At 54.1% G+C, this 13,386-nt stretch carries 15 protein-coding genes and 1 pseudogene; 9 read left to right on the forward strand and 7 right to left on the reverse strand.

Features of this window, described 5'->3' with window-relative positions; all coding sequences use genetic code 11:
• Positions 1–33: 33 nt before the first annotated feature.
• Positions 34–549: pseudogene (locus V7650_RS00005) on the forward strand (IS1595 family transposase); the annotation flags it as partial.
• Between the two features lie 42 nt (positions 550–591).
• On the opposite strand, the gene V7650_RS00010 reads toward V7650_RS00005, so the two are convergent.
• Entirely contained in the window at positions 592–735 is a 144-nt protein-coding gene (locus V7650_RS00010) for a hypothetical protein (protein WP_335654189.1), read from the reverse strand.
• Between the two features lie 14 nt (positions 736–749).
• On the opposite strand from V7650_RS00010, the gene V7650_RS00015 reads away from it, so the two are divergent.
• Both V7650_RS00015 and V7650_RS00020 read left to right on the forward strand, forming a co-directional pair.
• Positions 750–1,511 (forward strand): hypothetical protein, encoded by a 762-nt coding sequence (locus tag V7650_RS00015; protein WP_335654190.1) that lies wholly within the window; start codon positions 750–752, stop codon positions 1,509–1,511.
• A 218-nt stretch (positions 1,512–1,729) separates the two neighbouring features.
• The gene (locus V7650_RS00020; protein ID WP_335654191.1) at positions 1,730–3,397 is read left to right on the forward strand and encodes an NACHT domain-containing protein; all 1,668 of its coding nucleotides are present in this window, start codon (positions 1,730–1,732) and stop codon (positions 3,395–3,397) included.
• 354 nt (positions 3,398–3,751) lie between these two features.
• Here the strand turns inward: V7650_RS00020 and V7650_RS00025 are convergent, their stop codons facing one another.
• Positions 3,752–4,093, reverse strand: coding sequence for a hypothetical protein (locus V7650_RS00025; protein WP_335654192.1), 342 nt, complete (start codon positions 4,091–4,093; stop codon positions 3,752–3,754).
• Between the two features lie 217 nt (positions 4,094–4,310).
• Here V7650_RS00025 and V7650_RS00030 point away from each other — a divergent pair, with 217 nt between their 5' ends.
• Positions 4,311–4,940, forward strand: coding sequence for a carboxymuconolactone decarboxylase family protein (locus V7650_RS00030; protein ID WP_335654193.1), 630 nt, complete (start codon positions 4,311–4,313; stop codon positions 4,938–4,940).
• A gap of 136 nt (positions 4,941–5,076) precedes the next feature.
• Positions 5,077–5,457 (forward strand): glycine zipper 2TM domain-containing protein, encoded by a 381-nt coding sequence (locus V7650_RS00035; RefSeq protein WP_335654194.1) that lies wholly within the window; start codon positions 5,077–5,079, stop codon positions 5,455–5,457.
• Positions 5,458–5,749: 292 nt separating this feature from the next.
• Here the strand turns inward: V7650_RS00035 and V7650_RS00040 are convergent, their stop codons facing one another.
• The 3 genes from V7650_RS00040 to V7650_RS00050 are packed head-to-tail and all read right to left on the reverse strand — an operon-like array spanning position 5,750 to position 8,171.
• Positions 5,750–7,297, reverse strand: a complete 1,548-nt coding sequence (locus V7650_RS00040) for a DNA adenine methylase (RefSeq protein WP_335654195.1) — start codon at positions 7,295–7,297, stop codon at positions 5,750–5,752.
• Between the two features lie 2 nt (positions 7,298–7,299).
• Positions 7,300–7,893 (reverse strand): hypothetical protein, encoded by a 594-nt coding sequence (locus tag V7650_RS00045; protein WP_335654196.1) that lies wholly within the window; start codon positions 7,891–7,893, stop codon positions 7,300–7,302.
• Positions 7,890–8,171 carry a hypothetical protein gene (locus V7650_RS00050; RefSeq protein ID WP_335654197.1) on the reverse strand — a complete coding sequence of 94 codons (282 nt, stop codon included), beginning with the start codon at positions 8,169–8,171 and terminating at the stop codon, positions 7,890–7,892. Before V7650_RS00050 ends, V7650_RS00045 begins: the two co-directional genes overlap by 4 nt.
• A gap of 50 nt (positions 8,172–8,221) precedes the next feature.
• On the opposite strand from V7650_RS00050, the gene V7650_RS00055 reads away from it, so the two are divergent.
• The 3 genes from V7650_RS00055 (at position 8,222) to V7650_RS00065 (ending at position 11,212) form a co-directional block, all read left to right on the forward strand.
• Complete coding sequence (locus V7650_RS00055) at positions 8,222–8,944, forward strand: S24 family peptidase (protein WP_335654198.1); 723 nt, start codon at positions 8,222–8,224, stop codon at positions 8,942–8,944.
• 25 nt (positions 8,945–8,969) lie between these two features.
• Complete coding sequence (locus V7650_RS00060) at positions 8,970–10,259, forward strand: hypothetical protein (protein WP_335654199.1); 1,290 nt, start codon at positions 8,970–8,972, stop codon at positions 10,257–10,259.
• A 71-nt stretch (positions 10,260–10,330) separates the two neighbouring features.
• Positions 10,331–11,212, forward strand: coding sequence for a DNA adenine methylase (locus V7650_RS00065; protein ID WP_335654200.1), 882 nt, complete (start codon positions 10,331–10,333; stop codon positions 11,210–11,212).
• A gap of 531 nt (positions 11,213–11,743) precedes the next feature.
• Here the strand turns inward: V7650_RS00065 and V7650_RS00070 are convergent.
• Positions 11,744–12,124: a hypothetical protein gene (locus V7650_RS00070; RefSeq protein WP_335654201.1), complete on the reverse strand. Its 381-nt coding sequence runs from the start codon at positions 12,122–12,124 to the stop codon at positions 11,744–11,746.
• A 208-nt stretch (positions 12,125–12,332) separates the two neighbouring features.
• On the opposite strand from V7650_RS00070, the gene V7650_RS00075 reads away from it, so the two are divergent.
• Positions 12,333–12,689 (forward strand): hypothetical protein, encoded by a 357-nt coding sequence (locus V7650_RS00075; protein WP_335654202.1) that lies wholly within the window; start codon positions 12,333–12,335, stop codon positions 12,687–12,689.
• Here the strand turns inward: V7650_RS00075 and V7650_RS00080 are convergent.
• Entirely contained in the window at positions 12,686–13,261 is a 576-nt protein-coding gene (locus tag V7650_RS00080) for a thermonuclease family protein (RefSeq protein ID WP_335654203.1), read from the reverse strand. The genes V7650_RS00075 and V7650_RS00080 overlap by 4 nt on opposite strands.
• Positions 13,262–13,386: the final 125 nt, after the last annotated feature.

Below are 13,386 nucleotides of genomic sequence, written 5' to 3' on the forward strand. Positions count from 1 at the left end.
CGCGGTTAGGGCCGCCTAGAGGGCCGTTACCGCGTTGTGGAAGCCGATGAAACCTTTGTAGGCGGCAAGGCCAAGAACCGCGCACACCGCAAGCCTCGCGCCAAGCAGCCCGTTGTTGCACTGGTTGACCGTGAAGGCCATGTTCGCAGCTTCCACGTTGCCAACGTCAATGCAAAAGACCTTCGCAACCTTATCGTTACCAATGTTCACCGCGACAGCCACCTTATGACTGACGAAGCTACCGTATATACCCGCGTTGGCCGCGAATTTGCCGGTCACAGCGTAGTCAATCACTCCGCTAAGGAATATGTCACCACGGGTGGCTTTAAGCACTCCAACACCGCTGAAAACTTCTTCTCCATTTTCAAGCGCGGCGTGATCGGTGTCTATCACCATATGAGCGAAGCCCACCTTGGCCGCTATACCAAGGAATTTGATTTCCGTTACAATACCCGCGATATTACAGACGGTGAACGCGCCGCCGTTGCTCTTAAGGGCATCGAAGGCAAGCGCCTGACCTATCGGCGGACTGACAAACTCGCCGCCTAAATGGGCGAGTCCGGTTTTTACAATTGGTTCCAAACGAAAACGCTATTTTGATTGAGACTCTTTACCCTTGCCCTTGCTAGTGTTGCGGGGCTTGGGCGGAGTCGATAACAGCTTTTTCAGCGCAGCCTCACGCCGTGCCTCTGTCTCCGCCTCGGAGTAGGTGTCATCTTTTTTTTGTTTGGTCATGGTCCACACATAGCATGTTTGAAAGTGCAAAGCTAAAATTAGAGAGGGCCGATGAGCACGTCCGTGATCTCAACAAGATGTTCACTGCCTTTTTGAACACGCGCCCCCACAGACCTGTTATCAAAGGTGAGCGAGATGAGGGGAATGTCTGGCGGATTAGTGTTGAGGTTATTGTTGATAGGACACCCCCTCCCGAAGTCGCTTTGGTCTTGGGAGACGCTATCCACAATTACAGGTGTGTTCTTGACCATTTGGTATGGGAACTGGTGGGCATCGACAGAGGAACACAAGATCGCTACCTGAAATTCCCCACGGGGGCTAATCGGATAGATTTTGAATCCATGGCGTTGGGAATGAAAACACCCCGTCAAGACACGAAGGATTTTATCGTCAGCCTTGCGGCATACGAAACGGGAAACGGGAAAATTCTCCACGCCCTTAACCTGCTCGACAACGCCGACAAGCATACTGTCACTACTCCTGTCACTCAAATGAGCTTTGTCGAAGGCATCACACTTATCCATCTTGAAACCGGCGAGCGAAAAACCATCGACCCCGTTTACGCCGATATTTCCGGCGGGAATAAATTGGTTTTTGAGGCTCCCGCCGGTTTTGGAATTGATACAAATTACGACATCTACCCGACCCCGGATATATTCTTCCCCGAAGTTCAACCCTTTCCAGGGGAGCCAGTCACTTCGACGCTGGCGTCTATCTCCATAAAAGTGGAGGAGGTTGTTAACGCGTTCCAGTGGTTCGTAGCAAATAGAGTTTAGTGACTTATGTGCGCCGACCTGTCCCATTTTTCATGCGCTCGATTCTCTGCTAAGTAAAGTATATAATTGCCGAAAAATCTATAGATATAATAGTTTCCGATGGTGGTAAAAGTCTTGCAAATCCAACAAAAAAGATTCTTAGGGCCTATAAAAAGCAATTTCTTACGTCTATTCCACGAACATCTGAAATTAAAAACTTACTTTATCGCCAAAAACCCGTGTACCTTCCTGATATTTATGTTTCGTCAAAGCTTTCTTCTGGATCAGTACAGTTAGATGATGTTGATTTATTTGAAAGGTTTTTTAATTTAGAACGAATTATTGTCACTGCTCCCGCTGGCTATGGAAAGTCGGTACTATTAAAGTATTTGGCGATACATCACATTGATCATTGGCGTGACAAATTGCCGGCATTCATCGAGCTTCGTAAAATTCCTTTTTCCGAAGTCTCAACGATGACTGAGGTAATTGATCACTTTTATGCCGGTCCTAAAAAGAACACTGCCAACGATGACCTAACGGACTTTTTATTGACCGGTAGAATAACATTAATACTAGATGGATTTGATGAAATTCCGGACGAATTCAAACCCAAAGTCCAGTCAATAATTGAACGCTTTGCACTTGAATTCCCCAATGTATCAATTGTTGTCTCTGGGCGAATCGATCCAAATTTTGTGAGCTGGGATCTTTTTCATGTTTATGAGATTTTGCCACTGACCCAAGGCGCTACGTTAAAGCTTATTGAAAAGCTCGAATATGACGAAGAATTAAAGAAACAATTTGTTAAAAAAGCAGTTCCGAAGTTGTTTGAAGACAAGGACAGGAGCTTTGTGCAAACACCATTGTTGGCAATATTAATGCTATTAACTTATGAGTTGTACAAAGATATTCCGACCAAAATGCATTTATTTTACGCGCAAGCTTTTAATGCTTTAATGCGTGGACACGATGTAACCAAATCAATGGCTCAGCGACCACTCAATTGCAAATTACATGATGATGTTTTCAAAAAAGCGTTTTCGGCATTTTGCGCCGCGACCTATTTTCAGACAAAGTTTGAGCTAACCTTAGAAGAGTTAGAAGAATTTTCGAAAAAGGCCCTTATTTCAGTTGGAAGCAACTCTAATCCCAGCGATTTCTATACCGACCTTCTGCAAAATGTTTGTGTCTTGCAATATGAGGGCCTGCAGTATTCGTTCGTTCACCGATCTTTTCAGGAATATTTTGCAGCGGTGTATCTTTCGAGTGCTCCTATGGAAACAGTCGCAAAGTATCTTGATCGCCAACCAGCGATGTTTGGCGATTCCGTTTTATCGATGCTTATAGAAATCGATCGAGATCGACTTGAAAGAGAATGGGTTGAGCCAAGGCTGACCGAGCTTCTTGCGCCATATCTTAAGCTTTCAAAGCAGGAGCGTGAAAAAAGGTTTTTCTTGGATTATTGGACCAAGTTTTGGTTTGGTATACGAGGATCATCGTTGACTGGCTTAGGACATCCAACTTCCAAGCTCTTTCGGCAATATAGTGTGTTTGTCCAAATGTACGCGGTTGAAGTGGGCTTTACCGGGCCCCTCCGGATTGACGACTGGCGACTTATGTCAAATCAGGTATCAAATCTAATCGCTTGGTTAAAAAACCATCCCGACAAATCCAAAATTGCTTCAAAAGAGGATGCTGATGGTTCCGAAACCCCTATTGAAAATGAAGAATTAACTGACATCGATTTGTCAGTGCAGGTTATGCCTTCTGATTATAGTACTTGGAAGAAATTTGGTTTCACGCAAACTACTAACCGCAGCTTTGAAATTTTGGAAAAGCTGTTGACAGAGGTGAAAACTCGGAACGAGCAGCGGGTTGAATTCGAAAACTTTGGGCTAAACTAATCAGGAGTTCCAGTGACCGTGCACTAATTCCTTGCCCTCACACCATTCCGGATATTCTCTTGGTGATCCCGATCAAAATCCTTGAGGAATTACGGTGACCGTGCACTAATTTCCTCCTTCGTCATCCTGAACTCGTTTCAAGATCCCTCAAGGTTCGCGCGCTGCCTGCCGAGATCCTGAAACAAGTTCAGGATGACGACTAGCTGCCGGGACATTGCACGAATTCCCAACTTGTCATCCCCGCGCATGCGGGGATCCAGTCCAACAAAAAACGTCGCGCAGCGGCTTTATTCATTCACTGGTTTCCCGCCTGCGCGGGAATGACAAGGGGAGCGCCATCATGCCCCAATATCCTCAGCCCGAATTCCCAAAATCCGCGCCACCCTTCTCGCTAAACGGCGCATCATCCTCCGCCTCGTCCAATATCCCGAGATCGCTTTCCTCGTCATCATCATTGCGCTCGCCGGCAAAGGCGCCGTCGTCGATCCGCCCGTCTTCCGCCATCTGCTTCATATGGTCGACCGTGTCCTGGGTGTCGTCGGGGATGATCTGCGCCGGGTCGTCGTTGTCGTCGCGGCGGCTGTTCGAGACATCTTCCTGCTTCGCCCTGGTCTGGGTCTGCGCTTTCTCGGCGACCTTCTGCGCCTGGGCCTCGTCGCGCTGCGACTGGTTGATGTTGGTCTGATCCTTTTTCATGACATTCCTCTTTCTGTTACCTGGTCAACGCGCTGCCCTTGGCTTTGTTCCCCGAACCGTCCCCCCTTCGTCCACCGCCGCGCGACGGTTTCGGCCGGCTCTTAAGCCATTCTTAAATATCCCGGGTATATCGGGGAACGGTTGTTGCTCTTGTCGGCTCCCCCCCGAGTCCGGTGCCTCCGGCGACCTCTCTTGCCTTGCAGAAAGAGCCGCGCCCATGTCCAGATTTCCGTCCCTGCCCGACAATCCCGAAATGATCGAACTGTTCGCCGCCCATAGCGAGGGCTTTGCCTCGCTGTGCGACTATCATGACGCGATCCTGCGCGGCCCGTCGCCGCTCAGCATCGCCGAGCGCGAGCTGATCGCCGCCTATGTCTCCGGCCTCAACCAGTGCGACTTCTGCTACGATTCGCACCGCGGCTTTGCCGAGGTCCACGGCACCGACCCGCAGCTGTTCGAATTGCTGGTCTCCGATCCCGCCGCCTGCGGCGTGGACGAACGGATGCTGCCGCTGCTCGCTTATGCGCGCAAGCTGACCCAGGCCCCGTCCAGCGTCGGCGACGATGACGCCGCCGCGGTCTATGCCGCCGGCTGGAATGAAAAGGCGCTGTTCCACACCATCGCCGTGACCGGCATCTTCAACCTGATGAACCGCCTGATCGAGGGCACCGGCATCACCGCCGACCCGGAGCGGCGCAACGCCTCGCGCGACCGCATGGCGAACGAGATCGACAATCCGCGGCCCTATGCCGGCTTTGCCCAGATGATCGTCAACGCCAGCGAGGGCGGCATCCTCGGCGACTCGATGACCGGCGGCGGCTGGGACGACGGCGCGCTGTCCATCTGATCAAATACACCGGTCACCCGACCATTTGCCGCGCGCCGCACCCGATTGCCTTTTCCTGACAGCTCAGGTCACCAGCCGTTCATATTGCGATTCGTAAACCCCTGGTCAGACACTGAAACAACCATGGGAATTTGCTATGCGTAATATCTTGATGACCATCGCCGCCGCCTCGCTGGTGGTACCCTCCGCCGCCGCCCTGGCCGACCCGCCGCGCCACGCGCCGGCCTACGGCCTGCAGAAGGTCAAGCATCACAAGGGCCGCTATGACGACCGCGGCCGCTATTATGAACCGCAGCGGCTCAGCCGCAACGACCGCATCTGGCGCGGTCGCAACGGCCAGTATCACTGCAAGCGCGACAATGGCACCACCGGCCTGATCATCGGCGGCGCCGTCGGTGCCCTTGTCGGCCGCGAAATCGACAGCCGCGGCGACCGCACCGTCGGCACCCTCCTCGGCGCCGCCGGCGGCGCCCTGCTCGGCCGCGAAATCGACCGCGGCGAGCTGAAGTGCCGCTAGATATCTAGCCCGCCTGTCCAGGCTGCAACCGGCCGGGAACCGGGGCGCTCCGCGTCCCGCTTCCCGGCCGAATTGCATTTGACGCAATCTCATCACCACGCGGCCCCGTCATACCCCCGCGGCCCCGTCATCCCCACCCGGCCCTGTCATCCCCGCGCAGGCGGGGACCCAGTCCAAAAAAATGTCGCGAAGCGGCTGTAGCGGGACAAGAGATGTTGGAGTCAGGGACAAGACATGCTGGAGCACTAAAATTGATCATTCCGGACCTCGTAGCGAAAAATTTTGCGCATTTCTAGTTCGATATGATCAGCTCCTTTGCCGGCGTCGGCTTCCCGCTGACACGGTAGTTCAATGAGACCTCCTCGATATCGAAGCCAGCGAACAGTTCGCGTATCTCGGTCACTGCATTTATAGACAGAACAAACCTTCCCTGGATGGCCGCTAAGAGGTCTCTCAGCACCGTAAAATCCACCTCTGAGAAGATGTTTTTCCCATAGTCATCCTCGCAGCCAAAATATGGCGGGTCGCAGTAGAAGAGCGTGCCTGGCCGGCTGTCATATTTCCGGATCAGATCAGCAAAGGGCATCCGCTCGATAACCACCGGCGCCAGGCGCTCGTGCACGTCCTGCAGCATCGGCTCCAGCTTGGTCAGATTGAAACGGGTGCCGCCGTTGAAATCGATGCCCATATGTCGAGGCATGCCCCCGAAACCCATCCGCTGCAAATAGAGGAATCGTGCGGCGCGCTCCAGATCGGTAAGTGTCTCCGGATTGGCAGCCTTAAGCCGGTCGAACTCTGCCCGACTGGCCAGTTGCCATTTAAGCGTATCGAGGAACTGCGGATATCCATCTGCCGCGTCCTCTGCGTCCAACTGGTCGAACGCATCACGGAATTCTTGGCGCATCCCTGGCGGTATGTGCTGGGCAAACTCTGGGATCATCCGCCTTTTGTGGGCGGTGCTCAAACGGCTCCAGGCGCTCGTGATTTGCCCCGTGAATTTGTTATATTTCCGTTCGCTCTCGACGGGATGAGGGCCTTTGCCGCGACTGGCAGCCAGCGCGTCGGCTACCTTTGCAAACGGCGCTCCTGTATGGATCTTGTTGGCATGGACAAGAAGCCCGAAAACGTGCTTCTGCTCATCTTCCTCCAACTTGGCGAACGCCTTCAACTCGCTGGCATTTTTCAGGATCGGATGGGCTCGGTTGCGGAATGTCGCGATCATTTGCGCCGGAATTCGGCTAAAAATCATCAGGGCACCGTAGACAGTGCGCTTCGAGAACCCGAGGTTTTCAGCCGCTTCTGCTGCCCATCCGTATGTAAATGCAATGTTTGCATTTGCATCCCCAGCCTCATCAGAAAGCTTATCTTGCCACTTCACCTGGGCCGATATCGAACGCCCATCGGCATTGGGATCAACGCCGCGCTTCAACTTCAATGTGCGCACCAACTCCGCGATAAACACCGCTCGGTCATAGGGGTCCAGATCCTTGCGCCAGATATTCTCGCTGATCTCGCCAAGCTTGCGATCAAGCGCATCGGGTCCGACCAGAATGGCCTTGATCGGCGACAGGTCCAGAAACGCCTGTGCCGCCGCCAGCCGGTGCGCGCCAGAAACCAGAGTAAAGCTCTTGCGCCCTGGCAGCTTGCACACTTCCACCGGCATCCGCTGCCCTTCGGCCAGCATGATTTCGCCCAGCCGCATAACCCAGTCAACATCCAGAGGCCGGAGCCGTTCGCCCATCTCGATTTCGTCAATCGGAATGCGCATCAGGCCTTCAATCGGCACAGCGGGGCCGGAAAGCGTGCCCGGCATCGGCGGAGTTTGCTTATCGACGACCATGTCTATTGGCCCCCTTCATATAGACGGTGAGCCGCGTCGCCGGCTTCGCTAAGTTGATGCGACTCACCACAAAAGGAAGTTTGCCCATGGCCGAAAATGATATTGCCGAACTCAGAGATCAGGTGATCGCGATCCAGAACCTTTTGCTCAGCCATATTGTCGCGACCGAATTTCTTGTTGAAGGCTCGGCCCATAAAACCGGGGAGTTTGCGCGAGAGCAGGCCGCTAAGGCGGCGAATGACCGACCGCGAGTAGCGATCCGACTGGATGCGATGATCGATGAGATCAACGATTGCCTGGGTCTTTAGTGCTTTCTGTGCCTGACTTGCTGCCCTTTCCAAGGCCACTAGGGTTCGGGCTGCGCTCGGATCGGCAAAACCGGTGTCTTCGATCAGATCCACGTCGCAGAGTTTTTTACCCTTCATCGAAGCCACGATGGCTGTCATGTGCGGGGCAGCAGGGACACACAGCATCAATGAACGTCCGGCAAATTTGTAGAGGTCGCTGGACCAGAAACGCAAACCGAATGCGCGGATGCAACCTTGGCTATCAACCGCAACCGGACTCACTACCACGGGATCATGCGGATGGCTCATGCTGCAGTCTTCCCGCGCTTTGCCAGCCGCTTGGTATCCTGATGATCAATCTCGTCGAGCGCCTGGTAGATTCTCTCGATCGAATGCAGGTTCGCGCCGCACGGGTTCGGGTTGCGCGGCGTTTTGCGCCAGTTCCAGAACGTGGCGGAATCAATGCCTACCATGCGGCAGAGCTTGGCGATGGGAATCCGGGCGGCGTGCGCGCGCTCCATGATGTCCTTGACGATTGCTTGTTGGTTCATACGACGGAAGTTAAGGGAATTAATTCCCGTCTGCAAGACATTTTATTCCGCTACTGTTTCCGTCGCGGCGCTGGTAGCGCAGCGTGATGACAGGCTTGGAACAAGATGCAGCTCTGATCCGCGATTTGCTTGCCCATTCTGGTGTCACTGCGGCCGAGATTGCGAGAGAGGCGGGCGTCGATCCCAAGACGATTCAGCGCCCCGCGAAGGGTACCGCAGAGACACGGCTAAGTCAGCGAACGCTAGAAAAACTTCAAATTGCCTATCCTGATTATCCCGGCTGGGCGCAACATTATGCGCAGGCGCTAAATGCCCATGTCACGGATCTGCGCGACGAAACGGCCACCGCTGCTTCCGCTCATGCCGATTGGGTTTCGCATGATCGGCGCGACGTCAATCCGGATTTGGTAGAACTCGACCAGATCGATCTCAGATACGGCATGGGCGGTACCTATACCGATGGTCCGGTCGAGGTCGAAAAGCGCGCCTTTTCGCGCGAATGGCTACAATCTATTACATCGACCGCGCCGCGCCACCTTTTCTGGGCGACTGGCGATGGCGACAGCATGGAACCGACGATTCGCAGCGGAGAGATAGTGCTTATCGACCGCAGCCAGGAAACGCCGCGCGTCGACGATGCTATTTGGGCGGTTGTAGATGGAGAGATCGGCATGATAAAACGCATGCGCCATCATTCAGATGGCACTGTCGAGCTGCTCAGCGATAACCAACTCGTGCCGCCGCGCAGAACTGCAGACGATGAATTGCATATAATAGGCCGCGTGATTGCGGTAGTGCGTCGGCTATAGGGATCGGGATTGGGGGCAAAGTTAAATGGCAAACGTGCAGTTTCTAGATAAAGTACCTGTCGGTAGAATATACCTATTACACAGCAACCCTCGCCATGAGCCATTTGAAACAGAAGGTGAGGCAATCAAATATTTGTGTGAAAACGAGGATGTTTACGCCCTAGCCCGAGATATTGTGAATCTCGGAATGAACCCTTTGGAAACTTGCGGTATAATTCCAGCGGACAAAAAGAAGTCCGGAGGTACCTATTTTGTAGCTGAAGGCAACCGCCGGATCTGCGCCCTCAAATTACTGAATGACCCTGAACTTGCACCGACAAAACTGCGCAACGGATTTAGACGACTTGCTGAAAACTGGACTCCCATCAAGTTTGTTCGAGGGGCACGTTTCGAGGATATTGAAGATATTAAGGTTTGGCTAGATCGCACCCATAATGGGCCACAAGGCGGGATAGGTCGGCGTCAATGGAACGCTGAACAGAAATCGCGGTTCGACGGTGACAACAAGAACCGTCCGTCGCAAGCCTTGCTGGACTATGCGGAAAAAGAAAAAATGATCTCGGCTGAAGACCGTAAAGGCAAACTGACAACCGTGCAGCGTTTCCTTAGTAATGATGTTTTTAGGGAAGCTATGGGCTTTGACCAAAGCAATCCCGATGATGTTGGTCGCTCTCGTCCAAAGCCTGAATTTGATGCAGTTGTAAAACGATTTATGAGCGATCTGGTTGGTAAAGAAAAAGTCCATTCTCGGATGAACAAGGCCGAAATAATCGAATATGCCCGGCCTCTTAATTCTCTGCCGGGTGTTACTACAACGAGGGTCGAACCAGAATCTCTAACGACCGATTCACCAACTGGACAACCAAAAAAGACTCGCAAAAAGAAGCCAAAGAAACCGGATAAGGCAGCCCATGTACACTATGATGAGGAAATTTTTCAGGCATTGCGGGCCTACGGAAACGACAAGCTAGAAAGCCTGTATCACTCGATTTGCGACGTCAAATTGGATCCCCACACACCTCTGGTATGTATAGGGGCTTGGGCATTCTTCGAAACATTGACCGCCTGCGCTGGGAGGCATGAAAAGACCCCATTTCCGAGTTTTCTGCAATCAAGCAAGCTAACATCATACGGCATCACTGGAAAAACGACTGCCTTGAAAGAAGCTCTCGAACGGATCGGCGGATACGGCAACACCACGAAACACCATCCAGTGTCAGCATCATTTAACGGCGATCAACTCAACAATGATTTTATCGCGTTGAAAGATGTAATCCTAAAATGCATTAACGAAGCGGCCCAAAAAGCATCTTGAGATTTTTCTGGCCGAGCTAACCGTTTGTTGATAGGATTCCTTGAAATTACGCAGGTTTCGAGGAGAACATAATGGCTTCCACAGCTTCACCGCTCCGTTATCCAGGTGGCAAATCTTGTATGCTAGATTTGACAGCCGCAATCTTGCGAACCAACCAACTCGAGCGCAGTCACTATGTCGAGCCGTATGCTGGCGGATGCGGCCTAGCGTTAGAATTGCTGTACGGTGGCTTTGTTGCCGATATTCACATCAATGACATAGACCCGTCAATTTGGGCATTCTGGCACTGCGTACTGAATAAAACAGATGCTTTCCTAGATCTGGTGAGAAATACACCCATAACGATAGAACAATGGCTTGAGCAGCGAGAATATTTACGAAGCGGAAAAACAGATGATGTTTTGGCACTCGGATTTTGTGCGTTCTATTTGAACCGAACCAACCGTTCGGGCATTGTCAAGGGTGGCGGCGTCATTGGCGGATTAGACCAAGCTGGCAATTATAAGATTGATTGTCGATACAATGCCGAGAGATTGGCGCAGCGAATTGCGCGGGTGCAGAAATATGCAGAACGCATCCACTTAAGCAATTTGGACGCGGTTGATTTTCTGAAACGCTGCGATCAGAAGCTACCAGATGAAACACTGATGTTCGTTGATCCTCCGTATTACAACAAGGGTGCAACGCTCTATACCAGCTTCTACAAGCCCGAAGATCATGCTCAATTGGCGGATACTATAACCAAGCTAGATCGCCCCTGGGTTGTAACCTATGACGATACACCGGAGATTCGGGGCTTATACCGCAACCGCCGACAATACTGTTTTGACATCAAATATTCGCTACAGAACAAGCGTGTTGGGACCGAATTACTGATAGCGTCCAAGGGTTTGAAAATGCCAGCGGACGTACGCGATAGGCAGGTGAATAGGCCGCAATACAGAGCCGCCTAGTCTGTTTCCGTTCGGACGTGGTCTATTAGCTTTTCGAATGCCAAAAAAATCGACCCACTTCTTTTTCCATTTGCTGCTGCTATCTATTCGGAAAAGGCTGTTTTCCGCCATTCCTCCAAAAACCAAACTGGGCACAATAAAGGCCCACTTCTTTTGCCTATTTTTTCGGCACTCGAGCGGATCGGAAGTTGAGCCCGTCATCTGAACCCCGCTGTAAGAGCGGCTTAGAGGCTTCTAAGCGGGCCCTCAGACATTTATGCAATATTGGCCCTTACTCCAGCCAGTCTTGTCCAGGCCTGTCTATTTGGCCTCTCACTCTAGACAGTCTTTTTGAGCCAAAATGTGATTTGTAGGGGCAGTACAGTGGCCGTTTTCTGCCCTCTAGACCACATTTGCCCGCATTTTCCCATACTTCCCCGTTTACTCCAGAACCTTTAGTCCCCTAACAGCGGCTTTATTCTTTCACTGGATTCCCGCCTGCGCGGGCATGACAGTTAGGCAAACAGGCGGTGCCTCTAACCGCCCCCATCCTCACCGCCGCGGCAACAGCCGCCGCCAGTCGCGCCCCAGTACCACCAGCAGCGACCCCGCGATCACCGCCAGGTCGACCATCGCCCGCACCGGCTGATAGGCCCAGCCGCCGACCGCGGCGAATATCCCGATCACCGCCCAGGCCAGAAACAGCTTGCGGCCACCGTCCCAGCCCTTGACCAGGCCGATGCCGGCCGCGAACAGCAGCATCGGCGACAGCAGCATCAGCACGGTGCCGATCGCCGGCACCGCCATCAGCATCGCGCCCGACAGCATCGGCGGCAGCGCCGGCAGGGGCAGGGGCAGAAAGGCGAGCGCCGAGACGACGATCGCGCCCCAGCCGACGATGTTGCGATATTTTTCCATGCGCCGCCATATCATGCCGCGACGGCTTTGCCATCCGCCCGCTGCATTTTGTGCATCAGCGCTGTCCTGCAGGCGCGCGTTCTGCTAGGCATTGCAGGATGAGACAGGATGGCGCAAAATTGGTTCAACCGCCTGCAAACCGGCCCGAATTTTCCTCTGCGCCAGGGGTGGGATATGTTCCCAATACCCCTGTAAACTTTGTAGAACTAGAGGCGGCCCGCGCATGACAATCGTCCGAATCATCTTTGCACTCGCCGCCGCCTGGGGCTTGCTCGCCGTGGTGCCCGGCCTGTTCGGCGATGCCGGGCCGCGCCCGGAATATTATTACGGCTTTCTCGGGCTGGCGCTGGTGTTCCAGCTGGTCTTCGTGATGATCGCGCTCGACCCGGTCCGGTTCGCGCCGCTGATCCCGATCGCGGTGCTCGAAAAGCTCGCCTTCTTCCTGCCGGTCAGCCTGCTCTATGCGCAGGGCCGGGTGGCGATGGGGCCGGTCTTTGTCGGCGGCATGGTGGACGGGCTGCTGATGCTGCTGTTCCTGCTCGCCTTTTTTCTGGCACGCCGGGCAGCGCGGGCGGCCTAGCACCAGTTGCGGCGATGACCCTGCCAGCGCTCCGCTAGCCCCTCGGTGACCAATATCTCGCCCAGGCTCTCGCCGCCCCGGGTGATGATCCTCAGATCGCGGCCATAGCGGTCCTGGTCGCGGTCGATCGACCGCAGCGAGAAGCGGCCCTGGTTGAGCAGCGCCTGCAGCCGGAATTTCGCCTTCTCGCCGAGCGCCGCTTCCGACGCGCAGCCGGGGCTGGAAATTTCCGGCGTGTTGATGTCGGCGATCCGGATCTTGCGCCCCTCGAACCACAGCGTGTCGCCGTCGACCACGCAGGAAAAGCGATCGGGCCCGGCGCAGATGCCGAAGCGGCCGTCGTGCTGTTCCGCGCCGGTTGCCGCGGTCACGGTCGCGGCGCCCCCGCCAAGAAAGATCGCCAGGAACAGCGCGGTGCACATCGCCAGGGTGATGGCGACAAAGGCTGGCCAGCGAATGCCGTCGGCCGACGGCGAGTCGGCCGCGACCGGCCGGAATGGGCCACGCTTCGCCCGGTGCCATGCTTCGCGCTGTCGGCGCGGCGGAAAAGGGGCCACTTTCGGCTTGTTCACCGGCCGAAGCTAGCGGCCAATCGTTAAGGGAGGCTAAACCGGGGCAGGGGGCAGGCGCCGCCTCCGACACCGTGCGCGGGGCCGGAAAAATAGAACCAATATGAGTCTATCTCCGTCTACCGTCG

It is taken from the genome of Parasphingorhabdus sp., from assembly GCF_036964565.1.
Lineage (GTDB): Bacteria > Pseudomonadota > Alphaproteobacteria > Sphingomonadales > Sphingomonadaceae > Parasphingorhabdus.